The organism is Ekhidna sp. (genome assembly GCF_963691765.1).
Classification (GTDB): domain Bacteria; phylum Bacteroidota; class Bacteroidia; order Cytophagales; family Cyclobacteriaceae; genus Ekhidna.
This window is the reverse complement of sequence record NZ_OY829375.1, coordinates 3422891-3448905: the sequence shown is the minus strand read 5'-3', so window position 1 is coordinate 3448905 and position 26015 is coordinate 3422891. Positions and strand designations below refer to the sequence as shown.

27 protein-coding genes are annotated in these 26015 nt (G+C 37.8%); 17 read left to right on the top strand and 10 right to left on the bottom strand.

All coding sequences use genetic code 11. The features are described 5' to 3' along the window. The first annotated feature begins 3 nt into the window (after positions 1-3). The 3 genes from ACY650_RS15550 (at position 4) to ACY650_RS15540 (ending at position 2832) form a co-directional block, all read left to right on the top strand. Complete coding sequence (locus ACY650_RS15550) at positions 4-645, top strand: lysostaphin resistance A-like protein (protein WP_462248709.1); 642 nt, start codon at positions 4-6, stop codon at positions 643-645. Positions 646-827: 182 nt separating this feature from the next. After that, the gene (gene yiaA, locus ACY650_RS15545) at positions 828-1223 is read left to right on the top strand and encodes an inner membrane protein YiaA (RefSeq protein WP_462248707.1); all 396 of its coding nucleotides are present in this window, start codon (positions 828-830) and stop codon (positions 1221-1223) included. A gap of 79 nt (positions 1224-1302) precedes the next feature. Further along, complete coding sequence (locus ACY650_RS15540) at positions 1303-2832, top strand: phospholipase D-like domain-containing protein (RefSeq protein WP_462248705.1); 1530 nt, start codon at positions 1303-1305, stop codon at positions 2830-2832. Between the two features lie 66 nt (positions 2833-2898). Here the strand turns inward: ACY650_RS15540 and ACY650_RS15535 are convergent, their stop codons facing one another. The 4 genes from ACY650_RS15535 to ACY650_RS15520 form a co-directional block, all read right to left on the bottom strand. Then, complete coding sequence (locus ACY650_RS15535; RefSeq protein WP_462248703.1) at positions 2899-3282, bottom strand: hypothetical protein; 384 nt, start codon at positions 3280-3282, stop codon at positions 2899-2901. 13 nt (positions 3283-3295) lie between these two features. Continuing rightward, a complete protein-coding gene (locus tag ACY650_RS15530) occupies positions 3296-4066 on the bottom strand; it encodes a LytR/AlgR family response regulator transcription factor (RefSeq protein ID WP_462248701.1) in 771 nt (256 codons plus the stop codon). Then, positions 4047-5072 (bottom strand): sensor histidine kinase, encoded by a 1026-nt coding sequence (locus ACY650_RS15525; RefSeq protein ID WP_462248699.1) that lies wholly within the window; start codon positions 5070-5072, stop codon positions 4047-4049. Before ACY650_RS15525 ends, ACY650_RS15530 begins: the two co-directional genes overlap by 20 nt. 74 nt (positions 5073-5146) lie before the next feature. Continuing rightward, positions 5147-6571, bottom strand: coding sequence for a fasciclin domain-containing protein (locus ACY650_RS15520; RefSeq protein WP_462248697.1), 1425 nt, complete (start codon positions 6569-6571; stop codon positions 5147-5149). A gap of 192 nt (positions 6572-6763) precedes the next feature. Here ACY650_RS15520 and ACY650_RS15515 point away from each other — a divergent pair, with 192 nt between their 5' ends. The 5 genes from ACY650_RS15515 (at position 6764) to ACY650_RS15495 (ending at position 11532) form a co-directional block, all read left to right on the top strand. Next, positions 6764-7639, top strand: a complete 876-nt coding sequence (locus ACY650_RS15515; RefSeq protein ID WP_462248695.1) for an AraC family transcriptional regulator — start codon at positions 6764-6766, stop codon at positions 7637-7639. Positions 7640-7738: 99 nt separating this feature from the next. Continuing rightward, positions 7739-8608 (top strand): nuclear transport factor 2 family protein, encoded by an 870-nt coding sequence (locus tag ACY650_RS15510; protein ID WP_462248693.1) that lies wholly within the window; start codon positions 7739-7741, stop codon positions 8606-8608. A gap of 4 nt (positions 8609-8612) precedes the next feature. Next, complete coding sequence (locus ACY650_RS15505) at positions 8613-9395, top strand: nuclear transport factor 2 family protein (protein ID WP_462248691.1); 783 nt, start codon at positions 8613-8615, stop codon at positions 9393-9395. 88 nt (positions 9396-9483) lie between these two features. Further along, complete coding sequence (locus ACY650_RS15500) at positions 9484-10524, top strand: zinc-dependent alcohol dehydrogenase family protein (RefSeq protein ID WP_462248689.1); 1041 nt, start codon at positions 9484-9486, stop codon at positions 10522-10524. A 30-nt stretch (positions 10525-10554) separates the two neighbouring features. Further along, entirely contained in the window at positions 10555-11532 is a 978-nt protein-coding gene (locus tag ACY650_RS15495; protein ID WP_462248687.1) for a hypothetical protein, read from the top strand. A gap of 21 nt (positions 11533-11553) precedes the next feature. Here ACY650_RS15495 and ACY650_RS15490 read toward each other — a convergent pair whose 3' ends face one another. After that, positions 11554-13002 carry a M56 family metallopeptidase gene (locus tag ACY650_RS15490; RefSeq protein WP_462248685.1) on the bottom strand — a complete coding sequence of 483 codons (1449 nt, stop codon included), beginning with the start codon at positions 13000-13002 and terminating at the stop codon, positions 11554-11556. Between the two features lies 1 nt (position 13003). Further along, the gene (locus tag ACY650_RS15485; protein WP_462248683.1) at positions 13004-13369 is read right to left on the bottom strand and encodes a BlaI/MecI/CopY family transcriptional regulator; all 366 of its coding nucleotides are present in this window, start codon (positions 13367-13369) and stop codon (positions 13004-13006) included. A gap of 198 nt (positions 13370-13567) precedes the next feature. Between ACY650_RS15485 and ACY650_RS15480 the strand changes: the two genes are divergently transcribed. From ACY650_RS15480 to ACY650_RS15470, 3 genes are read left to right on the top strand one after another with little or no spacing between them, the layout of a single operon-like run. Further along, on the top strand, positions 13568-13753 hold the full coding sequence (locus ACY650_RS15480; RefSeq protein WP_462248681.1) for a hypothetical protein: 186 nt from the start codon (positions 13568-13570) through the stop codon (positions 13751-13753). A gap of 9 nt (positions 13754-13762) precedes the next feature. Continuing rightward, the gene (locus ACY650_RS15475) at positions 13763-14305 is read left to right on the top strand and encodes a dihydrofolate reductase family protein (RefSeq protein WP_462248679.1); all 543 of its coding nucleotides are present in this window, start codon (positions 13763-13765) and stop codon (positions 14303-14305) included. After that, positions 14302-14676 carry a hypothetical protein gene (locus ACY650_RS15470; protein ID WP_462248677.1) on the top strand — a complete coding sequence of 125 codons (375 nt, stop codon included), beginning with the start codon at positions 14302-14304 and terminating at the stop codon, positions 14674-14676. Before ACY650_RS15475 ends, ACY650_RS15470 begins: the two co-directional genes overlap by 4 nt. A gap of 166 nt (positions 14677-14842) precedes the next feature. Here the strand turns inward: ACY650_RS15470 and ACY650_RS15465 are convergent, their stop codons facing one another. Beyond that, complete coding sequence (locus ACY650_RS15465; RefSeq protein ID WP_462248675.1) at positions 14843-15811, bottom strand: hypothetical protein; 969 nt, start codon at positions 15809-15811, stop codon at positions 14843-14845. Between the two features lie 103 nt (positions 15812-15914). Here ACY650_RS15465 and ACY650_RS15460 point away from each other — a divergent pair, with 103 nt between their 5' ends. The 4 genes from ACY650_RS15460 (at position 15915) to ACY650_RS15445 (ending at position 20803) form a co-directional block, all read left to right on the top strand. Beyond that, on the top strand, positions 15915-16616 hold the full coding sequence (locus ACY650_RS15460) for an SDR family NAD(P)-dependent oxidoreductase (protein WP_462248673.1): 702 nt from the start codon (positions 15915-15917) through the stop codon (positions 16614-16616). Then, positions 16616-18070 (top strand): SDR family oxidoreductase, encoded by a 1455-nt coding sequence (locus ACY650_RS15455; protein WP_462248671.1) that lies wholly within the window; start codon positions 16616-16618, stop codon positions 18068-18070. Before ACY650_RS15460 ends, ACY650_RS15455 begins: the two co-directional genes overlap by 1 nt. A 3-nt stretch (positions 18071-18073) precedes the next feature. Further along, positions 18074-19372, top strand: coding sequence for a cryptochrome/photolyase family protein (locus tag ACY650_RS15450; RefSeq protein WP_462248669.1), 1299 nt, complete (start codon positions 18074-18076; stop codon positions 19370-19372). A gap of 324 nt (positions 19373-19696) precedes the next feature. After that, entirely contained in the window at positions 19697-20803 is a 1107-nt protein-coding gene (locus ACY650_RS15445) for a GAF domain-containing protein (protein WP_462248667.1), read from the top strand. Positions 20804-20822: 19 nt separating this feature from the next. Here the strand turns inward: ACY650_RS15445 and ACY650_RS15440 are convergent, their stop codons facing one another. Continuing rightward, on the bottom strand, positions 20823-22943 hold the full coding sequence (locus tag ACY650_RS15440; RefSeq protein WP_462248665.1) for a methyl-accepting chemotaxis protein: 2121 nt from the start codon (positions 22941-22943) through the stop codon (positions 20823-20825). A gap of 183 nt (positions 22944-23126) precedes the next feature. Beyond that, entirely contained in the window at positions 23127-23468 is a 342-nt protein-coding gene (locus tag ACY650_RS15435) for an HIRAN domain-containing protein (RefSeq protein WP_462248663.1), read from the bottom strand. Positions 23469-23485: 17 nt separating this feature from the next. Here ACY650_RS15435 and ACY650_RS15430 point away from each other — a divergent pair, with 17 nt between their 5' ends. Together ACY650_RS15430 and ACY650_RS15425 are read left to right on the top strand one after the other, a co-directional pair. After that, complete coding sequence (locus ACY650_RS15430) at positions 23486-24997, top strand: M20/M25/M40 family metallo-hydrolase (protein WP_462248661.1); 1512 nt, start codon at positions 23486-23488, stop codon at positions 24995-24997. 53 nt (positions 24998-25050) lie between these two features. Then, positions 25051-25464, top strand: coding sequence for a cytochrome B (locus ACY650_RS15425; RefSeq protein ID WP_462248660.1), 414 nt, complete (start codon positions 25051-25053; stop codon positions 25462-25464). On the opposite strand, the gene hisB is transcribed toward ACY650_RS15425, so the two are convergent. Beyond that, complete coding sequence (gene hisB, locus ACY650_RS15420) at positions 25461-25979, bottom strand: histidinol-phosphatase (RefSeq protein WP_462248659.1); 519 nt, start codon at positions 25977-25979, stop codon at positions 25461-25463. The two genes, ACY650_RS15425 and hisB, sit on opposite strands and share 4 nt — an antisense overlap. Between the last annotated feature and the right edge of the window lie 36 nt (positions 25980-26015).

Sequence of the window (26015 nt, the reverse complement as noted above, 5' to 3'; positions counted from 1 at the left end):
ATCATGAAAAGACAACCAATTATCGATCTATTATTTACTGCTGGGATTTTGAGTGTCATGCTTTTTCTATCAACGCCCTTTGTAAAGGTGATACTCGCAGCACTAATTTCAATCATATACGCCATTACTAATAAGGATAGGTTTAAATCCATAGGCTTTAACAAGCCTGGAAGCTGGATGCTAGCGCTACTTCAATCGTTGCTGTTAGCGTGCGTTATCGTTGCTCTTACCTTCTTTATCATCACCCCTCTTGTTGAGTATCTCACCGATAACTCCATTGATGCAAGTCTTTTTAAGCCCCTTCAAGGTAATCTAGACTTATTCTTGAATTATTTGGCGATCGGCTGGATTGTAGGTGGAATAAGTGAAGAAATCATATTTCGAGGTTTTCTATTGAATAGAATAACCACCTATATCCCTAATGAAACTGGTGTTGTATACGCTATTGTAATAACCTCTACCCTATTTGGTTTTATGCACGGATATCAAGGAATTGCAGGACAATTACAAACTGGAATTATAGGAGCATTACTTGCAACCATCTACTACGTAAGCGGGAAAAGACTTACGATAGCTATCCTAACTCATGGTCTGGTCAATACCATTTCTTTTTCACTCATTTACTTCAAAGCTGTAGAAATCTAAAGTCTCATTTGTATGCAGATTACAAATGACAATTATCGGCTATTTTAGGCTCCATTAGACGTTTTCCGAACCTTACTTTCACTCTTTCCGTTCACGGTCGGAACTTCTCCGAATCCCTGTTTAGGAGATGGTTGGTTTTTGAGTTTTAAATCGATTTTATCATTTTAAAAAATTGAATTGTTATGAATCAGAAAACGTCAAATGCTTTTGTGGCCGCTTCATGGGTGGCCATGGGAACAGGAATTGTAGGATACCTAATCGGGCTCTTCAGAGCAGAGATGGAACTCAACGAGAAAGGTTACTACTTCACCATTTTAATGTATGGACTTTATTCGGTGGTTTCTTTACAAAAGGCCGTTCGTGATCGGCTTGAAGGAATTCCAGTAACAGATATCTACTATGGAATCAGTTGGTTTTCTACACTGCTTTCCATCTTACTTTTAGTGATAGGTTTATGGAATGCTGAGCTACTTCCTAGCGAAAAAGGCTTCTATGCTTTTGCATTTTTATTGTCGCTTTATGGAGCAATTGCTGTTCAGAAAAACATTCGGGACGATCAAGCAGTAGCAAAAGAATAAGAAGAATACCAATTTCAATTTTGGGCACCATCATTAGATTGTGCCCAAATAATTTAACTTTCAGCGAAGACGAATGTCAATGAAGCTGCATAACTTCTATATATTCCTATTGATTGTAAGTTTCGCCTGCTCAGAGGAGAAGCGATACTACGAACCAATAACTGAGAATTTTTGCGCGTCTATTTCTGAATCATCCTCCAAAGAGCTAACCGACTTACAAGACATCTCCAGTGTGGACTCCACCAAATCCGGAGTTTTAGTTCTAGAAGAAGGAGATATTTCTATGATTTTTCGTGCCTGGTTAAGCGAGGCCGCACAAGAAAGTATAGATATTCAATACTTCATTTTTTCAAGTGACAATATTGGATTAATCGCCATAGACTATCTACTCAGAGCAGCAGATCGTGGAGTAAAAGTACGATTGCTAGTTGACGATATCATGGTGGATGCTGATGCTGATGACTTACTTGCCTTGGATGATCATCCCAATCTTGAAATCAGGATCTACAACCCAACAGCCAACATTGGTAAGAACCTCACATCAAAAGTGAAAAACTTAGCAACAGACTTTAGAGGTGTCAATCAACGCATGCATAACAAGACTTTCAGTGTAGACAATAAAGTAGTGATTACAGGTGGTCGTAACATTGCTGACGAGTATTTTGATTATGATCATGAATACAACTTCAGAGATCGTGACGTTCTACTTATTGGAGAATCTGTAGAAGGTGTAAAAACATCATTTAGTACCTTTTGGAATAGTGAACTCAGTGTCCCTGTATCAAATCTTATCTCGCTGAGTGAAGAAGAGAAAAACACCGATGTTAAGTACGAGTACCTGCATCAATATGCTTGTAATCCAAATAATTTCTGGCCGGAAGTCAGAAGCAACATTGAACAAGTACCACAATTATATAAGCAGCTAGAAGAAAGTGGAATGGTCGCTTGGGTTGATAGCGTATCATTCATCTCAGATATGCCAGGCAAAAATGATGGTTCAGATGGTTTAGCAGGTGGTGGTGCCAGCACAGATGCATTAATTAAACTTATCAACGAAGCCCAAAATAACATCTACATTCAATCTCCCTATTTGGTGACAACAGAGGTGAGTCACAACCTATTTGAACAAGCAATAAATCGTGGAGTTGAAATAAAAATTCTAACCAATAGTCTATTATCTACGGACAACTTGGAAGCATTTAGCGGATATCGCAGAGAGAGAGAAAAGCTGCTCGACATTGGAGTTGAAATTTATGAATTCAAACCGGATGCTGCTATTCGATATGAAGTGATGACTGGCGCATTGCAGCGCAAGATAAATTACACTCCAACCTTTGGATTACATGCTAAATCCATGTCAATTGATAATGAGATTGCAGTAATTGGAACATTCAACTTAGATCCAAGAAGTGCTAACCTGAATACCGAATGCATTGCTGTTATTCAGGATTCAACGATCGCAACTAATCTTTCGATTATCATGATTGAGGAATTAAAATCTGAAAACGCCTGGCGAACCACAAAAGACTTCAATCCTGATTCATATGCTAGCAGATCCAAAAGATTTCAACTCTGGTTGAGAAGTGTTGTACCAAAGTCTATTTTGTAGATCCCTTTGACAAAAAATTCTATTTAAAATCAAATGTAGCTGAATCATATACACTACTCATTCAAATTATTTCTTTTTGCTCATAGTTTTTCGGTTCAAATTGCTTTGATCAAATTGATCCATTTTATTAAACCCATTCACAAGTATTGCTGTTCCACCGATTCCAACAGCACCACCAGCATATAGCAGCGCTTCTCCGATCTGAGGTCGCACTCCAAGTAGTTGACCACCAATAATTGTGATGGTGTATCCTATCGTTGCAATAAAAATCCCTCGCTTTAAAGTTTTTTTTGATTTAGACATATTCAATTGGATACTTTGAACATCGGTCTGAAGGTTTAAAATCTCCATCTTAAGAGAATCTAAACTTTGTGGTGGCGGTTCTTGTCCCAATATGGAATTGGAAAAGAAAGAAAGGAATAGTATTGCTAAAGCAATTACTTTATTCATGAATCTTTAAAATTTATTGGTTTATCCATTCGCGAAAGCTGGGTACACGATCTCGTGATACGATTAGATTATCATCAGTATTGGACATTATTTCAAGTTTTAAACGTCCATTTTCATAGCTTTTCATTTCCATTAAGCCATCCAGATTTACAATTGCTGATCTATTGATTCTATAAAATTGAAATGGATCCAACAGCGACTTTTCAAGTTCATCAAGGCTATGGCTAATCATAAAACGTTTGCCATTCATATCTTTCATGTACACAATCTTATTCTCAGTATAGAAGAGAGATATTTCGTTAGTAGCCTTTATTACCACCCTACTACCAACTTTACTCAGAAATCGCTTTTTGAAAGAAGTCCTATTAATAGCTGATTCAAGCGAACGAATAATAGCCGGACTTACCGAGCCTTCTTCTCTACCTTCTTGACCCCAGTTCAGAGCTTTATTTATCGCTTGCACAAGTTTTGTTTCATTAATTGGCTTCAAAACATATGCAATACCATTATGATCAAACGCATCAAGTGCATATTCATCATATGCTGTAGTAAATATGATGGGCATGTTTAAATCAACTTCCCGAAATAGCTCAAAACTTAGTCCATCCGCTAGCCTAATATCACTGATAATCAAATCATGAGTTATGCCTTGATCAATTAATTTCTTCGCTTGTTCAATACTTTGCGCTTGATCTATTGATTCGATATTATTGAAATTACCTTCAACGATTTTGATCACGCCTTTAATGGCCAAAGGTTCATCTTCAAGAATCAATAGTTTCATAATTATTTGGAATTACTGGAATACATACTTTAAAGATTTCATCATCCTCTTCAACCTTTACCTGCCTATCAAAAAACCCATATCGCTCCGTTATGTTTTGAAGTCCAATACCAAATGAAGATTCTTTGGTCCTTTTCTTTTGCAAGGTGTTTTTGATAATTATTCCTTCACCGTTCGAAATAATTGACACGTCTACTGGGGATGCTTCAGTGAAGTAGTTATGCTTTACTACATTTTCTAGTAGCAATTGTAGTACTGTAGGCGGAACCAACTTACATTGATGTTCTTCAGAAATCTCCGCATATATATTTAATGAGCTACCGAAACGAATAGACAATAATTCTATGTATTGTTTTAAAAACTGTAGTTCCTCTTCAAGCAGAACCAGCTCTTCTGACCTAGTTCTTAGCATATACCTATAGATCTCTGACAATTTCTGTAAGAAAGAATCCGCTTTATCTACATCAGAATGAATAAGTGTTGAGAGTGTATTTAAGCTATTAAAAAGAAAATGAGGGTTAACCTGATTATTCAATGCTTCAAATCGAGCCGAAATCGTAGAAGTTTTTAATTTCTCAGCCTCAAGTTCCTTTTCACGATAGCGGATATTGAAATAGTATACGGCGTTGACCGTATTTAAAAATAAGTTGACTCTAAATAAAAATCCCGCAGTTAGTAAGATATTTTGTTGAATAAAATTGAAAGGTTGACCAAGGAGTTTTGAGGTTACTAATACAGAGACTGAGGCAATCAAAATGACTAAAAATACACTAAGAATAAACTGAGAAATAAGTTGATGAACAACTTGTATTCTAACTATTAGATATTGTTCAATTAAATAATTAGCTAACCATAGCATGCTACACAAGAAGCCAATAACTAATAGTAAATAATGAAATGGTAATCTGGCAGCATATAACCTATCACCATTCAATACCATTATGTTGAGAAAGGAATAAATAACTATTCCGAGTACGTACCAATATTTATTCTTGTGCTTAAACATTATTAAAAGTTAATGGGAGCCACCCGGTAATCGAGTGCTCCCTATCAACCATAATTAACCTAACAATCTAGATCTTATAAAGTTGGAAGTAAGACTCCATTAATGACATGTACTACTCCATTTTCAATTGTTACATTAGCTGTAGTCACACTGTACGTATTTTGAGCTGCATCAGTAATGGTCACATTTCCATCAGTTTTATTTACCAAAAGCATTTCACCTGCTAATGTCTCAAACATCTGATCGCCATCAACTAGATCTTCCGAAAAAGCAACCGCAGGTACTACATGAAATTGTAGGACTTTGGCAACATCAGCAGCTCCTAATTTTGAAATTAATCCCTCAAGATCATCAACTTCTTGGGCATCAAGTAAATCGCCAAAAGCATCGTTTGTTGGAGCAAAAACTGTAATTGCCGTTGCTTGGATTAATGCATCCGCTAGATTCGCAGCAACTACAGCATCTATCAAAGTAGATAGTCCGGCATCAGTAGCTGCTTCTACCACATTTGGATCATTGCTCAAGTCTGGAAGCACGACACCGTCAATTACATGAACTACTCCATTTGCAATAGCAACGTCAGCTACAGAAACTGAGTAAGAGAAGCCTAAATAGTCAGTTACAGTTACATTCCCTGCGTCAACAGTAACAGTAAGATCTTGTCCCTGAAGTGTGGTAAAAGTTTGATTTCCTTCTTCAAGATCGTGAGAGAATGCTACTGCTGGTACTATGTGAAATTTTAATACTTCAGAGACAGCCTCCAACCCAATTATGTTTACTAATTCATCAAGATCAGCAGCATCATAACGTTCCAAAAGCCCACCAAAAGCATCATTTGTTGGTGCAAAAACTGTGATTGATTCAGCGGAAGTTAATGTGGTTCCTAACTCGGCAGCTGTTACTGCATCAAGAAGCGTAGTTAACCCTGCACCTGTTGAAGCATCAACCACTGAAGGTAGTTCCAAAGTTGGCAGCAGAACTCCATCTATTACATGTACTACTCCATTTTCGATAGAAACATCAGCAGTTACAACAGAACTTATCGCTCCGTTTGCATCTGTAACGGTAACATTATTACCTGATTTATTGACAGTGAGATCAAGTCCAGCCAATGTTGTTAAAGTTTGATCGCCTTCGGCTAAGTCAGAAGCAAAAGCAACTGCACCTACAACATGAAACCCAAGAACTGTCTCCAGGTTATCTATACCTCCCAACTCAGCCACCAACTGATCTAAGGTAGTAACACCATATGCATCAAGTGCAGCAGCAAATGCTGCATCGTTTGGAGCGAATACTGTTATGGCATTGGCGCTGGCTAAATCATCCGAAAGACCATCTACCGCGGTTATGGCATCCAGTAATATTGTCAAACCTGCATCGGTAGCTGCTTCAACCAAATTTGGGTCTTCAACCGGTGGAGTCCCGCCTCCATCGTCATCATTGCAAGAAGCCAGAATTAGTGAAGCTGGCATAAAAAGCAAAGCAAATAATTTTCTCATTTTGTTCAATGTTTTGATTTTGAGGGTTAAACAGCTAGAATGAGAATTTGATATAGGACTTTTTCCCAATGGTGGAATTTCATATTCCGAATCGTGGAAATTAATGTCCGAGTTGCTAGTCAATAAAATGATATGATTTATTCATTTTAGATAAATATTCAAGCAACTGAGATAAGTTTACTTCAACTAACTATGCTGAATCGACCAAGAGACATACAGTTTGATCGCAATAAGCGACCAGATATCGATTTTGATATTTATCCTCTCGAGCAAATTCTCAATAAAAAAGATCTAGATCATAATCACATGAATACTCATCGGGTAAATTTCTATGTGCTCATTTTAGTATCTGAGGGAGTTGGCAAGCACACGATTGACTTCAATGAATACCTGTACGAATCTGGATCAATCCTTACAATAAGAAAAGATCAAATTCATCACTTTCATCAAAGTGAAGCAAAAGGTTTTATGCTACTCTTTACGGAAGAATACATGCTCAGCTATCTGGAGCAAAAGAGTGCGCAGAAAATACCTACACTATTTAATGAATTGCTGTTCCCTCAACATTCCAAAATGACCGAGGGAGAGTTAAAAGAAACATGGCAACTAATAAATCAAATAAATCAAGAGTTTAATCGTACTCCTGATGATCATACTTCTGGAATCATTAGAAATTACTTACAAGTACTCATTAGTAAAATTTATAGAAGCAGAACGCCAAGCGCAGATCAAAAAATGGAAGATAAGTACACTTCCTTATTTATGACCTTACAATATCTAGTAGAGCAAAACTGTTTAGCAAATCGCTCAGTTAGTTTTTACTCTGAAAAACTAAACGTTACTGCGAGAACACTTAATAACATCACGCATAAGATAGTAAGCAAATCAGCAAAAAAGTTTATTGATGACATTCTTATCCTACAAATCAAGCGTTTACTCATCAATACAAACTTATCTGTGAAAGAAATTGCATATTCAGCTGGATTTGATGAACCCACCAACCTATTTAAGTATTTCAAGCGTTTTACCAATCAAACCCCAGAATCATTTCGAACGGATCATGCTTAGCATGATCAATTCCATATTTTCCGATTTCTACAGTCTTTACACCACTTTAAACCTTTATTCCAAAGCTGTCCATTCGTTGCTTTGCTTAAAAAAACGATGATGAGAAAGTTTAATTTAATTATAGCCGCAATAGCAATGGCTTCTTGTATTAGCTGTAGTTCTCAAGAAGAACAAAAGGGTACCAAAACTGAAGAGAAGAAAACGGTAGAGCTATCAAATAAGCAAAAAGCAGTAGCTCTTTTAGAAAGCCTTGAATCTGGAGATCAAACACCAATTAGCTATATAAATTCCAACAAGTACATCCAACACAATCTGGCAGTTGGAGATGGGCTAGAGGGATTTGGAGTGGTTATGCAAAATGCTCCTGAAGGTGGATTCAAAGCGAAGGTTGTTCGTGCATTTCAAGATGGTGACTTTGTATTTACACACACAATTTACGATTTCTTTGGACCTAAAATAGGTTTTGACATCTTCAGATTTGAGAATGGCCTAATTGTAGAGCATTGGGATAACCTTATCCCTGTTGCGCCTGCAAACCCAAGTGGAAGATCACAAACTGATGGACCAACTAATTCATCAGATTTAGACAAAACAGCTGTTAACAAGGCACTAGTAAAAAACTTCGTTAGCTCAATCTTGGTACAAGGACAATACGACCAGTTGGGCGACTACATAGAAGGAGAAAATTACCTACAGCACAATCCATTTATTGCTGATGGTCTAAGTGGACTTAGTTCTGCAATAGAAGAGATGGCTAAAAACAATATTCAAATGATATATACGAAGAATCACATGGTACTTGGAGAAGGCAACTTTGTGTTAACTGTTAGCGAAGGAACCTTTGCAAACGAGCATACCTCCTACTACGACCTTTTTAGAGTTGAAGCAGGTAAGATTGTAGAACATTGGGATGTAGTTGAGACTATTTTACCAAGTGATCAATGGAAAAACACGAACGGCAAATTTTAATACAATGGGAAGAAAATCAGAAAATGCTAAAAATCTATATTTAGAAGGCATCCGTGATGGAAATCCACGAGTTGCTGTGACCAAATACACTGGTGAAAGGTATACACAACATAGTACAGGTGTAAGAGATGGAGTAGAAGGATTTGTAGAATTTTTCGAGCCGTTCATTGAGAGAAACCCATCAAGAGACATTCAGATAAAAAGGTGTATTGAAGATGGGCAATACGTTTTCTTACATGTATATCAAAATATTAATGATGGAGAGGCGGAATGGGTAACTACAGATTTTTTTGATACCAATGCAGATGATAAAATAATTGAACACTGGGATGTGATTGCACCATTTGCTAACAGCACTCCGTCAGGACATACTTCTATTGATGGAAGTACAGATATAACGGACCTAGACAAAACAGAATCAAACAAAGAAATCGTTCGCAAGTTGATCGAAGATTGTTTGATGAGGGGAGGGAATGCAGAAAACCTTTCAAACTACATTTCCAAAGAAAAATACATTCAGCATAATAAAGATGTCGCTGATGGGCTATCTCATTTTCAAAAATTAGCTACCAATCCAAATAGACCACTAAATTATGACGAAATTGTTCTGCTTGTGGGACAGGGGAACTTTGTAGCTACACTTTGTAAAGCAAATTGGAAAGACAGTAATGAAGATAAAGACTACGCACAAGTCGATATCTTTCGATTAGAAAATGGCAAAGTGGTTGAACATTGGGACAATGTTGAGGAGGTTCCAGTAAATGATGTAAATGGAGGTAAGTTTTAACACAATTTATATCTAATATGCAGGTATAGGTTAGTGAATTGATACGTTCACTTACAATTAATCTAAATTGAGCCTATATCTGCATAATATGAAAGCCCTCGTCTATGAAAAGTTTATGGGGCCTCTCCAGGTCCAAAATGTTCCAGACCCTACTCCGTCTCCTCACAGTGTAGTAGTAAAAGTTAGTGCCACAGGACTATGCCGAAGCGATTGGCATGGATGGGTCGGACATGATCCTGATATTGATTTACCACACGTTCCGGGTCATGAACTAGCAGGTACCATAGAAGCAATTGGCAAAGAAGTCAAAAATTTCAAAATCGGTGATCGCGTTACCGTACCATTCGTAAGCGGTTGTGGAAAATGTAGCGAGTGCCATTCTGGAAATCATCAAGTTTGTGACAATCAAAGACAGCCCGGATTCACTCATTGGGGATCTTTTGCAGAATATGTAGTTCTGGATTATGCAGATATCAATGTAGTCAAGCTTCCTGATGAAATCGATGACAACACTGCTGCCATTCTAGGGTGCCGATTTATCACTTCGTTTAGAGCAATTGTAGATCAAGGCAAAGTATCCTCCGGACAGTGGGTGGCCATTCATGGGTGTGGAGGTGTAGGTTTGTCAGCGATAATGATTGCCAACTCTCTGGGAGCACAAGTAATTGCTATCGACATTAACGATGAAACCCTCGACCTGTCACAAGCTATGGGAGCATCTTATACATTCAATGCCTCTAAATCGGATCACCTGGTTGATGAAATAAGAGATCTGACAAATGGCGGGGCACATGTCTCGGTGGATGCCTTAGGAAGTCAAACCACATGCTTCAACTCAATATCTAACTTAAGAAAAAGAGGCAAACACATTCAAGTTGGACTTATGACGGATGAACATCAACACCCAAAAGTCCCAATGGATCGGGTTCTTTCTGATGAATTGGAAATCATTGGTAGCCATGGCATGCAAGCATTTAGATACACTGAAATGTTGAATATGATTCAAGCAGGTAAACTAACTCCGCAGAACCTGATTGAACGTACCATTTCGTTAGAACAAGCAGCTGATGAGCTTCCAGCGATGGATGAATTCCAGAATCACGGTGTGGTCGTAATCAATCGTTTTTAAAAACTACTTTTACCGGCAACATTCGATCTCATGAATAAAAAAACACTTCTCTGCAGTCTATTGAGCATATTCTTAAGTATTTGCATACACGCTCAAATCAAAAGAGACACCACCAAGTATTATTCTTTTAATGTTAATTATTGGTTTAATCTTCATCACTACTTATGGCTTGAGTCTTTTATGCAAGTCAATGAAGACAGTACAATAATTGATCAAAAACTAAGTAAATCAGAAAAGGTAAAACTGGACAAAGCCATTTCCTACTATTCTGAGAATCTCATAGAAGAAGACCTCAGAACAAGTGATTACATGACTGCATTTAAATTCTGGATCACCAATCAAAATAAAGTTTTAAATGAGATCCCAGATCAATTTCGCGAGCACATGAAGGCACTTCAAGAAGTAAGCAGTGTGTACGAAAAAGTGTTTTGGCCCATCCATGAAAAGGCTTGCAAGAGTGTTTTGAACGAATACCTACCACTGATTATTGAGACAGAAGAAACGTTTGTTCAAGATATCACTAAGCTGACAAGGCAATTTTGGCAAGAGGAAAAGTTGCCCGTAGACATTACATATGTTGCAAAAGTGACCAAATGGAATTTACGGAATCGACCATATACTTCCCTGTTCCCTACCTATGTGGTAATGAATGCTATCGGAGAGAATGACGTTAAAGGAAATTGGCTTGAACTGTTATATCATGAATCAGCTCATCATCTGATACTATCTAGCAATTACTTTGTAGGTGGTACTATCAATGATGTGGTTGAAACAATGGACATAAAAATGCCGAGACAATTAGGTCACTCCTATCTATTCTACTTTACCGGCCAACTCACAAAACAGCTTCTTGAAAAATCAGGAATCGTCTATGATGAAACCTATATGGTAAGAAATGGGCTCTATAAAAGATACTATCCCCTACTTGACAAGCACCTAAAGGCATATATGAGACGTGAAACGACGCTGGTAGAAGCAACTGAAAACATAATTGAGGGCCTCAAATAGCTTGAAGCCCTTTAGGTCTTATCAATAATCCATTAAAAGATTATTGTCCTTAAACATCGCGTGTATATCAGAGACATACTTTTCAAGTTTGTTATTCTCTGATGCATATTTCACCATCTTAATTTCCTGATTCGATGATTGAAAATACTCTGGAAGAGGTTCCGTATTCTCTTTCGAGAAGAGATGAATGTAAATATCATTTGGAGGGAAGTCACTTTTATTAAGTGCTCCTCTTTTCACAACGTATTTTGAAATATCTGCCTTATCATCAAATACATAAGCATTAGACCTTTCTTTAGCAGACAATTGTTTAAATATCTGGTTGATAGATTCAAGGGTCACCAATTCATCATCCATGTAATAACTCCCATCGTTATCTATAAAAATGGTCATGCTAGTTGTGGATTTAGGATACGGCTCCAATGATGCCCGCTTTTCCTCTGGAATAGATTCGTAGAGCTCGCGCATTCTCCACATATCTTTTGCTTTTACGATAAAATCTGTGGGTGGATATTCATTATAGTGTTTCGCTAATTCATTGTATGCTACCTCTGGATTTTGATACTCTTCCGGTTCAAAAGCTTCAATAGAAACGTCACTGTTAATGATTTCAATGGATCGATTACTAAAACTGAAAAGTACAGCTAGAACCAATGGTAATACCAATAACCTTTTCAAAACCAAGGTTACCTTGTTTGATTGTTTTTTCATGATTTTAAATCTTTTTTGAATGAAAGTATGATTGAAAGAATGAGTCAAACTCAAGTGCGGATCGGCCGTTGAGAAGACTAGTAGGGTTTTTTGGTAGTTCTCTTGAAAAACACCTTTAGAGAGAACTGCTTGGTCAGCCAAAAATTCATGATTCAATCTAATCATCGACTTGGCGATCCAAACCAATGGATTAAACCACAGCATGATCTGGATAATTTCTAGACAAATCAGGTCTACCGTATGCCACTGTTTAGCATGTGCTTCCTCATGAATCAATACCTCACTCGGAATCTTTCCTTTCTTATACTTCTCTTGATTACAAAAAAGGTATCTGAAAAAGGTATATGGCACCACATTCGACCTCAGAAGTACAATACTCAAACCATATCTCTTCTCTACGGCATTTTTCCTAATGGTCTGCAGCATCGAAATTAAATTCTTAATGAATCTTATACCGAATACTAAAACCCCAAACCAGTAAAGAGACCATGTTATGAATTTCCAATAATTGAAATTGGTATGAGAAGCTACTACCTCATTACTCGATAGTATTTTAGATTGGAATGAATCCGAAACCACAAAGGAGCTTGCTTCGACATAAGTCTTAAATGTTATTAATGGAATGGTTAATGACAAGCAGACGCTTAGAATTAAAAACCATCGCTTGAATTGATGAATTGTTTCATTTTCCAGAAATACTCTGTAAAAAGCCAATAAAATGACCAGGCATAGACTAAAATTTAATAGGTAAGTCTGCATACTACTTGCTGTTCAGCTTTTTATCAATTTCTTTTTTTAGTGCTTCTAACTCTTCTCTATTTAAGTCAGTGCTAGAGGTAAAAAATGAAGCGAACTGTGAAGGACTGTCATTAAAAAAATCCTTGATGAGACTCTTGAAATGATTCGCGAAATAATCCTTCTTCTTTATGAGTGGAAAGTACTCCCTTGAATTGCCAAAAATTTTATAACCCACAAATCCTTTATCACTCATTCGCTTAAGTAAAGTGGCTATGGTAGTAGTTGCTGGTTTAGGATCTGGATAAGCACTTAGCAAGTCCTTCATAAATGCCTTCTCCATTTTCCATAAATACTGCATCAATTGCTCCTCAGTTTTTGCTAATTTCATTTCTACAAATTAAGAATGTTCTCTACAAATATAGAATTAAATATTTATTCTACAAATGTAGAAGAAAAAAATCTACCAGTTGGTATCCATTTGTTTCGAATTTTGCTCACGAGCATGGTCAAATTTTTATTGAAGAAAGTCTGGTAACTTACCTGGAAGGCAAAGAATAGCTTATCTTTATTAGAAAGAGGAATCTTAATGAGCAATATTCAGAAAACACATCGAATTGTAATGATCATTGGAGTGCTTAGTATTCTCTTCAGTATAATAAGCGCACTACTTGGAAACCCTTTTAAAGAGTATGCTTTCGGTCTTCTCATAGGAGCCATTCTGGTTGGCGTTGCATACATTAATAATAAGGATTGGAAGAAAGACGAAGAATAGGACGCTTCGATGAGTAAAGTCACTATTCATATGGTATCAAGTTTGGATGGCTTTATTTCAAGCCCCGACCAGTCCACTTCTTGGATGCAATCAAAGGATACTTTTGAGAATGGAACAGAGCTAACTGAAGAATATATCGCTGAGTTTCTTAGCTCTATTGATTGCTACGTGATGGGATCCAAAACATACGAACACGCCTTAAATCTTGGCTGGCCTTACGGAGATACTCCTGTAATTGTGCTGACAAGTCGCGATCTTACCTCCAATAAAGAAAGCGTACAATTCTATTCAGGAGACTTAAAGGAGTTGATTGAAGATCAGCTAAAACCATTTTATCAAAATATCTGGATGGTCGGAGGATCCATTACAACAAAAGAATTCATAGAAAAAGATCTTGCCGATGAAATAGTGATCACTGTTGCTCCTGTTATACTCGGAGACGGCATTCTTTTTTTTGATTCGATAAACAAAGAGAAGACTTTGCATCTGATTGATGTGATGGCCTTTAAGGATGGAATGATAGAAATGACCTACGAAATATTAAAAAATTGAAATCACTCACCACTAAAAATTTATTTCTGATTGATGGTATTGGAGCAGCGGTTTCTGCACTATTTCTGGGTATAGTTCTCACAACATTAAATGATTATATAGGGATGCCATTAGATGTGCTATACATCTTGGCAGGGTTAGCCACCCTATTTGCAACCTATTCAATTAGCTGCTATTTCATCTCCCCTAGCAATTCATGTTTCTATCTAAAGATCATAGCATATGTCAATATTTCATACTGCATGCTAACCTGCATATTGGCATACTTGCACTACAAATCCTTGATGACTCTTGGCTGGATCTATTTCGTTGGAGAAGTTCTTATCATCATTACAATTGTTCGATTAGAGCTCAAGGAGGCATATAAATAGTCGGAGATTAGCACACAGCATGCATTTTGCATACCGTGTGCAACAAGTTAAAGTTTACCATCCAGTCGTAACTTGTTCTCCTTTTTCTACTAGACGACCACTATCTATGTAGTATTTTCTTGACTGTACAACCCTACAGATACGCATCTAGCTGTATAAGACCTTTTCACCAAACCCTACTCTCACCATTTTCAAAATCAAAAGCATTCAATTCATCCCAAATGAGATCTACTACTTCTTCATAATTTTCAGACACTAGTGAATGAACAGTATTTGGTATTTGATAATCTGACGGTGATTCCGCTTCATACATAGCCATATAAGTGATTAATCCGGCCAAAAAGTAGATGGTTGGCCTACCGTGAGGAGCATCATCTTCATATAATTCTTCTACCGGAATATTTACTAAATCAGTCTCTGTTAAAATCTCGGCTATTATCGGTCCTACAGGAATCATTCTAATATCATCCTCCGGCCGAGCTGTTACCAAATGGTCATGATAGTCAATCCACCAATCGTGAAACTCTCCTTGTGTGATTTCATGATACGGTGCCAATTCTTCTTGCAATGGGAATTCACCTTCGATGTAAGGTGCCATATCAGGCCAGTTTTCATAGATATAGAATGTAATTCCCTCTTCTTGGTCATTCACCCAATCATGAATTGTCAAAGTAGCGCCTACTGGCGAAACATCTCCATTGAAATAATTTTCGTCCGAAGCCTGATACTGAATAAAGTTAGCTGGTGTCAGTAGAACGGTGTTAAAATCTGCTTCGGCAAAAGTTTCATTATCAGAATCCCAGGCAGGCTCCACAATATCGAATCCCCATTGAGCAATTGGAGGTAAATCATCATGCTGCTGCAAAAACCCGTACTGTCCCGCAACTGAATAACCTAAATCCGCATGGTCTGCTAAAGATGCCATCCAATGTGGTACAGAAGTCTCGTCACTTGGTGTAGGGATTCGAGGTGGCTCATGTACAATCAGGCTATGACCAAAGATAAAGGCACGTATTTCTGTGGTGACAGGTTCATTTGTGTCATCATCTGTAGGCAACATTTCTGGTTCGTCTTCACTGCATCCTGATACTATTATCATGGATAGAATTACTATGGCGGTAGTAAATTTTCTCATAATTAGTCTGTCGATTTCTTTTGAAACGCAGATCTTGTTATACCACCCTACCCCCTAATCAAACTTTCTTTAAACCTTCCATAAGCAGCGATGTTTATACACCATGGGAAAAAAATATGTAATCATTGGCGGTAGCACCGGTATTGGTTTTGAATTAACAAAACAGCTTTCTGATGCAGGAAACAACGTAATTGTACTATCCAGAAGCATTGGAAATCTTAATGAGTTAAACAATGTAGAACATCATTGCTACGATGTAACCTCTGAAAACCCACCAGATTTAGAGGTTGACTCATTGGATGGTTTTGTCTATTGCCCGGGTACAATAAACCTTAAGCCTTTTCATGGATTAAAACTCAATGATTTTCAAACCGACTTTGAAGTCAATGTTCTGGGTGCCATCAAAACATTGCAATCAGTAATCAAAACGCTAAAGAAAAACTCCCAATCTTCTGTTGTGCTATTTAGTACAGTAGCTGTGCAGCAAGGAATGCCTTTTCACTCGTCTGTTGCAGCTAGTAAGGGCGCCATTGAAGGCATCACACGTTCGTTAGCTGCCGAATTAGCTCCAAAAGTGAGGGTCAATTGTATCGCCCCTTCAGTCACAGACACACCACTTGCATCCAGGTTATTGGCTTCAGATGAGAAAAAAGAAGCTTCAGGCAAACGGCACCCAATGAACAGGATTGGATCACCAGAAGAAATTGCAAGTTTGGCTAACTTTCTATTATCGGAAAATTCCGGATGGATAACAGGTCAAATAATCGGGATTGATGGAGGATTATCAACAACAAGACCTATTTAATGAAGATACTTCTTACAGGATCTACAGGCTACATTGGAAGACGCTTACTACCTGAATTGGTACAAGGCGGCCATTATGTTGTTTGTCCTGTAAGAGATACCCGTCGATTTGACTTTGAAGATTTTGATCAAGATTTTCTGAAATCAGTAGAGGTAGTTGAATGTGATTTTCTTGACCCTGAGAGTCTCAACCAACTTCCGAAAGACTTAGACGCGGTGTACTACCTCATCCATTCATTAACCTCCAACAGCAAGGAATTTAGTCATCTTGAGGCTACCACCGCACAAAATTTCGTTTCCTACATCGATCAAACTTCAGCAAATCAGATCATCTATCTCGGTGGAATCGCAAATGACGCTGATCTATCAGAACATCTCTCGTCGAGACAAAATGTGGAAGAGATCTTAAAAAAGGCAAAAGCAAAACTTACTGTATTACGTTCAGCAATAATAATCGGATCAGGCGGAGCTTCTTTTGAGATAATTAGGGACTTGGTAGAAAAACTTCCTATCATGATTGCCCCAAAATGGCTCAACAGCAAATGCCAGCCTATTGGAATATACAATGTACTCGAATACCTGATTGGAGTATTAGGAAATGCAAGTTCGTTTGATGGCACATTTGATATCGGAGGAAAGGACATTCTAACATACAAGCAAATGTTGATGACATTTGCTTCGGTAAGAGGTTTAAAAAGATACATTCTTACAGTTCCTGTTCTCACTATTAAGCTTTCATCGCTTTGGCTATACCTTGTTACATCTACTTCTTACCGATTAGCAAGAAACCTTGTTGAAAGTATGAAAAACGAGGTTATTGTAAGAAATAACACCATTGATGAAGTCGTATCTATTAAAAAATTAAGCTATAAAGAATCGCTAGAGCGTACCTTCCTGAGAATAAATCAAAAGCAAGTAGTTTCAAGCTGGAAAGATTCATTCTCAGACCGAGATTTCAATTACACTTTTCTCCATCAGCTCGAGGCACCTAAGTTTGGGTGCTTTCTAGATATTCGTACATATGATTTTGAAAGAAACCCAAATGAAGTGTTTGATAACGTATGGACGATTGGCGGCGAGAAAGGTTGGTACTACGGGAATCTCCTGTGGCGTATGCGTGGATTTCTAGACAAGCTCGTAGGAGGTGTCGGTTTGAGGAGAGGGAGAAGAAGTCCTAATGATCTTAAAGGTGGCGATGCGCTTGATTTTTGGAGAGTGCTCTATGCAAATAAAGAAGAACGACGATTGCTTCTTTTTGCAGAAATGAAACTCCCAGGAGACGCCTGGCTTGAATTCAAAATTAAAACAGAGGAGCACAAGCATGTTCTCGTGCAAACTGCTACTTTCAGACCATTAGGTGTCTGGGGGAGATTATATTGGTTCATGGTTTTACCCTTTCATGGATTCATATTTAGAAACATGGCCAAAAACTTAATATCGTATAAAGAAGACTAACTGATGAGCAAACCACAAGTCACCATTTTTTGGTTTCGAAGGGACCTACGTATTGAAGATAATGCGGGACTTTTTCAGGCATTCAATGAGGAGTATCCAGTCCAACCTGTCTTTATTTTTGACACTAGCATTCTGAATGAACTCCCAAAAAAGGATGCTCGTGTTGAGTTCATTCATCAAGAGATTGAGCGGTTACAAACAGAAGTTACTAGCCAACAAGGAACTATGGATATCCGAATTGGAAAGCCATTGAAAATATGGAAGAACCTTCTCAATGACTATGACATTCAAGCCGTTTGGGCCAACAAGGATTATGAGCCATATGCCCGTCAACGTGACAAAGAAATTTATGAAATACTTAAGGAAAACAGAATTGAATTCAAAGCCAAAAAGGATCATGTAATTTTTGAAAAAGAAGAAATTGTAAAAGACAATGGCAGTCCATATGTAGTGTATACACCATACAGTAAGCTTTGGAAAAATCGTCTTGAGCCAGCACATTATGAGCGTCAAAAATCTACGGAAAATATTAATTGGCTTAAAGCAAAATCAATCAAAATCCCATCATTAAATGACCTTGGTTTCGAACCCGCTGGCATACCATTTCCTGACAGAAAAATGAACGAAAAAATAGTTGGGAATTATGACCAAACAAGGGACATTCCATCTATCCAGGGAACGAGCAGATTGAGCCTTCATCTAAGGTTTGGAACCATCAGCATTCGAGAGCTGGTAAGACGATCTAAAACGTTAAATGAGAAGTATCTAAATGAATTGATATGGCGAGATTTTTACCAGGCTATTTTATGGCATTTTCCAGATGTTGTTTCAAGCAATTTCAATCGTAAATATGATGGTGTGAAATGGAGAAATAATGTGGATGAATTTGAAAAATGGAAGACTGGAAAAACTGGATATCCAATAGTCGATGCTGGGATGAGAGAGCTTAACAAAACAGGCTTCATGCATAACCGTGTTCGAATGATAGTAGCAAGTTTCCTTACCAAACACTTGCTAATTGATTGGCGGTGGGGAGAAGCATATTTTGCTGAGAAATTATTAGACTTTGAACTGGCCAGCAACAACGGGGGATGGCAGTGGGCCGCCGGAACTGGAGTAGATGCACAACCATACTTCAGGATTTTTAATCCATATTCTCAAACAGACAAATTTGACAAATCACACAATTACATCAACAAATGGGTCCCCGAATTAGACACTAAATATTATCCAGATCCAGTTGTTGATCATAAGGTTGCAAGAGAGAGATGCTTAGAAGCTTACAAGAGCGCATTAGGCTGAAATACTAATTATATTAGCAACATTTCATATTAACATATAAAGTCTTGTAATTCTGATACTTAGATATACCTACATTAGGTAACTATTCTATCCATACCCGTAATTAATAGACTTTAACTAAACATCATTTTGTCCTTCATAAAATGCTATCAATAAAAAGCATCCTCTACAAAAATGGTCTTTCTTAATTAGATATTTAAGCACTTAACTTAATTCTTAGTCCAAACAATTCTTTGAAGACTGAGGTTAGTTTCGTAACTTATACAAGACTCTAATTTCTTTGTTCTACTCACCACCAAATTGTAAAACTAACTCTATACCTATATGAGTGAGCAGGACCGCTTGAATGAACTTTACTCCTACCAGATTTTGGATACAGCTGCAGAAAAGCAACTTGACGAAATTGTCGAAATCGCATCCATATCTTTTGATGTTCCGATATCTCTTATCTCACTACTTGATGACAAAAGGCAATGGTTCAAAGCGAAACATGGCGTCAACTCTGACTCCTTTCCTATTGAGCAATCACTCTGTCAGTATGCAATTCAAAAACCCAATGAACTCTTCATTGTAGAGGATGCTTCTAAAGACGAACGCACCATGAATCATCCGCTTGTTACCGATGGACCAAAGTTGAGATTTTATGCGGGCGTACCCTTGGTTTCACCCAAAGGATTTGCTATCGGAACTCTGTGTATCATGGATGCAAAACCTCACAAACTTAACGACCGACAAGAGCGTCTACTTTTGATTTTAGCAGAGGGAATTATGAGCTATTTAAATGGGAGAAAAACCATTCTAAAACAGCAAAAAAATATTGAGCATAATGCCGCGAAACTTAAGCAGCTTACAGACCAGGCACCAGGTATAATTTTCCAGTTCGAATACTCTCCAGATGGCGGAGCCAGATTCCCTTTTTTAAGCAAAGGTGTTTACAACATAGATCCGGATATGGATGTAGAATCTTTAAAAACTGACGTGAGCAGTTTACAGAAATTAATCTACATGCGAGACTTCCCTTTACTAGTAAACAGCCTTAGAGAATCTGCCGACACAATGAATGATTTAAACATCGAATTTCGTATACGAATCAAAGGGAAAGTGACGTGGCATTTGTGTATGGCTAAACCAGAAAAAAGCAATGGTGTAATCACTTGGTTTGGCACATTTCAAGACATCACAAGTCGGGTGGAATATGAGAACACAATTGAGCAAATCTCCTTTGACATCTCACATATGTTGAGGAGACCTGTTACTACATTGCTTGGACTTTCATCAGTCATTGAAAACGATGAGAACCTTGATGCAAAAAAGTTGAAAGAGTATAGTGGCTACATTCGATCAGTGTCAGACGAACTTGACAAGTTTACCCGAAAGCTCAATGAAACTTATATCCGAAAATCCGAGATCATCAAGAAGATAAAAGGCTAGTATCTAAATGCTCACCTGCCTAAGACTGGTATACTAGTTCATTGTCGTCTTCATCCTCTGAGACTTCTTCTAATTCTCTTAATACGAATTGATCAGCTTGTGATCTCAACTTGGAAGCGATCTGGCTCAGTTCATCAAACTTATTTACATAAAGTTTCATGGCTGAGGATACTTCCTCAGAACTGGCAGCCACTTGTTCCGTGCCAGCAGCAGATTCTTCTGCTACTGAAACCACTGACTCAGATTTTGAAAGTAAACTCCCAATCCTTTTCGTCTGTTCCTCCATAATCCCAAATATTTGATCTGAATAGTCGAAGGTTCTATTGGCAGATGAAGAGATGTCCGATATTACTTTAAAAGCCTCTTTACCTGCATCTACACTATTGGATATTTGATCATTCATTGTGTTGAATGCCTCCATTGTACCTTTAATATCCCTTTGAATGTCTCCAACAAGCTTTTCGATCTCCTTGGAAGAAACTTGGGAATCATGCGCCAGACGTTTGATTTCTTCAGCTACAACCGCAAATCCCCTACCTTGATCACCGGCGTGTGCAGCTTCAATGCTTGCATTTAAAGCAAGTAAGCTTGTTTGAGCACTTATTTCCGTAATCACACTCACTATTTGATTGATCTGATCATTTCGGTTGTTTAATTGCTCTATAGCAGCGTTACTCTGACCAAATGCCATCAAAACCTCTTCGTTTAGCGAGATAATCTTAGACATTTCCGCAGAACCCTTCTCACTGAGCTCTTTATTGTCACTTGCCAGGCTTTTAATTTCACTTACATTGTTTGAAGAAGACTTGAAAGACCTACTCATATCTTCTAATAAGGACGATGATTCATCAATTTCTCTCATCTGAACCTGCGCACCACTGCTAATTTGCCCAACAGCAGTCGCTATCTCATCTGAAGAACGACTGATTTCTTCACCAGCCTGCAACATTTCAACAGATGTGGATTCTATATTGGATGCTTCACCACTCAATGAGCGAACCAACAATGACAATTTACTTATCGCGTTATTCAAATTGCTTGTAAGCTCTTCTATTTCACCTACTGCTCTACCCGAATAAGTAACCGATAAGTCTCCATCGGCCATTTTTCCGAAAATACCCTTTATCTGCTCCACTGGATCAGCAATTGTGTCGAGCATTTGATTTATTGAGAGTCCCAATTCACGCCAAATGCCTTGCTTATCTTCAGCATGCATGCGAGTTTGCAAATCGCCGTTCTGCACGACATCATGAAGTACTTGATTGGTTTCAAGTACGATTTGTCTAATATTATTGCGCATTTGTATAAGCGACTTACCAATTCTATCATCATCACTAAGCAACTCATACTCAGTATCTAAGCCGCCGACGCTAATCTCTTTGGCAAAATGAGATATCTTATGTAATGCCCCAGATAGCTCATTCAAATTAGTTATTGCTTGTCCAACCTCATCTTGAGATCTACTTCCAAGCTTTTTCCCTGTTTTACCTTTGGCTAGCTCTTTCAGCTGATTTGTAATTCGTATTATAGGAACCGTGATAGCATCATTGACGACAAAAATCACTAATCCAGCGATTACCAAATTAATCACCAACAATGTCAATAATAGGGAATTTTGACTCTCTTGCTTTTCCGCATTCAATTTCACGAAGGACTGTACCAAATCATTAAATGTTGCCAGCATCAGTCCAGAATTTTGTTCAATAAACAAAATATTCGTGTGAGCACCTTGGACCAGACTTTCACTATTGGCTTTATAATCCACCCATAATGATTTAGCTGCAACAAGCTCTTTCATTAGTGTATCATTGATTGCTGGAATAGTTATTCCATTCATACTGGGTGCAACGCCTCCTTTTTCTAAAACCTCCAGAGATTTATCACACAGCGCTATGGTATTTAAAAATTCATCTTTTAAACCTTCTTCACCCCTAACTATTCTTTCGGCTATATAAGCTATTTTCTGTGACAACATTCTTTGCCTACCAGCTACATTAACTATCTCAGCATCAGCCTTTTGATTGATCTGTGAATTGAAAATAATGATAAAGCTTGCTAAAAAAAGCAGTGCGAAAAAAGACGGAATCAAGCCAAGCTTGAACTTAAGCGACAGGTTCTTAATGTTAGTGAGTATCCGCATGGTGGTTTATGCAAAAAAAATAGTAACACAATATAATCTACATATAACTGAATTTATATAACAATTCGTTATTTATTACTTAACTGTAGATAAACGATATAGGTTATGTCTTTCAAGCTATATTTTAAATAACTGATATAAGAACAAATACCCCAAAGACTGGCAAGAAGATTATTAAAATTGCTAGCTAACCAATTCTATTCTAAGTCCTACCCCTTTTATTTTCTCACCGTTCACCCATTTGGCTGTCACATGGATCTCGGTTTCATTAATTAAGGCCGGCAAAATAGTAGCTGCCATTTCCTTATTAAGGTATCCTATTTGATTATGATTTTTAGAGAGTACTTTGACCGCATTCGGATCAAAAGCATTATCAGGTTCGGCCTCAAGACTCAGTTTATCATCTTCAGCAACCTCTTGTCTTATAATTTCCTGACGCGATGAACCATCTGAATTATCTTTAGATACACCAACAACTTTAGTGTCATAAACAAATACAGAAGGTATTTTTATAATCTTGGCCACACCCAAATTTAAAAATCATGAGATTCATTGCAATAATACTCCTGTTCTTATCCACTTTTTTAAATGCTCAAAACATCAAGAAACTCTCCGAAAAACACATAGAGGAAAATGGTGTGCAAATAATTCAGGAATACAAAACACTGTTATCCATTCCTAATGTTGCTTTTGACCTGCCTAACATTAACAAGAATGCAGATTACATTATTGGAGAACTAAACAAAAGAGGTGTTGAAACTAAGTTGCTGAGAATGGTTGGAACTCCCCCAATCATATATGGTAGCTATCCGATAAAGGGAGCAAAAAGGACTATTGCATTCTACGTTCATTATGATGGACAGCCTGTAGATAAATCGACTTGGACAAATGACCCATGGGAACCAACATATTATTCGAGAGCCATTTACGAAGGTGGCACACCATTATCTTTTCCCACTTCCTTTGATGAAATAGATGAGGAACATCGAATTTATGCGCGATCAACTGGTGACGATAAAGCTCCTATTATCACTATTTTAACTGCATTAAATCTATTGCAAGCCAATAAAATCAAGCCAACGTCCAACTTGATTTTCTTTTTTGAAGGACAGGAAGAGGCTGGTTCAAAGCAGCTTCAACAATACCTAAATGATAATAGAGAACTGGTGGACGAAATTGACTTATGGCTGTTCTGCGATGGTCCTGTTCATCAATCAAGACGTCCACAGTTAGTATTTGGAGTTCGCGGCGTCACAGGTATGGAAATCACAACCTATGGACCGAATCGACCATTGCATAGTGGACATTATGGTAACTGGGCTCCAGTACCTGGTCAATTGTTGTCGGAATTAATCGCAAGTATGAAAGATGATGAAGGTGATGTAATCATCGATGGATTCTACGATGATGTAGAACCGCTCAGCGATACAGAAATACAAGCAATGAAAAACATCCCGAGAATAGACGAAGATTTAAAGAAGGAACTTGGGATTAACAACCCCGAAGGAACTGAGTCCTACAATGAAAGGTTGCTCAAACCTTCGCTTACCATTCGAGGGCTGAGCAGTGGAAACACTGGGAAACTTGCTAGAAATGTTGTTCCATCGACCGCTACAGCAGCAATAGGTATGCGTCTGGTAAAAGGATGTGATCCAGAAAAACAAAAAGATCTAGTGGAAGCACACATCAGAAAACAAGGTTTTCACATCGTGAGAGAAGATCCAGATAATGAAACCAGGCTGAAATACTCCAAAATCGCCAAGGTGACCAGATCAAGTGGGTATCCAGCTGCTAGAACATCAATGGATTTACCCATTATTCAGTCTGTCATTGGTCGTGCAAAAGATGTGGCGGGCGAAGATCTTATCTTACTTCCAACATTGGGTGGATCATTACCTCTCTATCTTTTTACTGACGAACTAAATAAGCCGGCAATCATACTGCCGATTGCGAATCATGACAACAACCAACATGCAGCAGATGAGAATATGAGAATTGGAAACCTCTGGTATGGAATAAAGCTAATGAGCGCCTTGATGACAATCGATAAATAAATTGAAAGTACAATCAGGAACTCGACTTATATTTGAAGTAAAATATCTCACTTATGTACAATTTCATTCTACAATTTCATTCTGGCCTTAGGTGGTTAATCCTAGTAGCAATCGTTATTGCGGTGCTTAAATCTCTAATAGGTCTTTTTGCAGGAACTGAGTACTCGAAATTTGATAAAATTGTAGCGGTTGCACTAGTGGGAATGATGCACCTTCAGTTGCTAACCGGACTCATACTGTATTTCATCTACAGCCCTTTCATCACCTATAATATGAGTGATAAGGTTTCAAGATTCTGGTCAGTTGAGCACCTTGCTTTAATGTTATTCGCTGTTGTGGCTGCTCAAGTCGGGCGTTCCATAAGTAAAAAGACACAAGATGCTCAAGTCAAATTTAGATTCCAGTCTATTTTCTTCGGAATGGCATTAGTGCTTATGATTTTGGGTATTCCTTGGAATAGAATCTAAGCGAGAAATTCGTAAATCTCTTTCCAGCTTTTTGGCTTCAATTCTGCTTCAGTTGAATTATCTGAATAAGCAGAGGTAAGATAGATTGCTTTGCATCCCAGGTTTCTTGCAAGCTGAACATCCGTTGCTCGATCACCCAGTACGTAGGAGTTTTCCAAATCATAATCACCATTCATGTAGTCTGTAAGCATTCCTATACCTGGCTTTCTATTTGGATGATTGTCTTTCTCAAAATGTTCATCAATATGAACCGCATCAAATGTTATTCCCTCTGTTTCTAATAGCCTCATGATAAAGTTATGTACAGGCCAAAATTCATGGTCTGGAAAAGCCTCAGTACCCAACCCATCCTGATTAGTTACCATGACAAACAAATAATTGGTTTCTTGTTTTAACTTCTTCAAATAGAAGAGTGCTTCAGGTAAGAAATCTAATTTTTCAATGGTTTCAATTTTCTCATCATCCGTCTCCTGAATGATGGTACCATCTCTGTCAATAAATAGGATTTGCCGCATGTCTGCGAATATAAAACGTGTAGTGATTAAATCTCA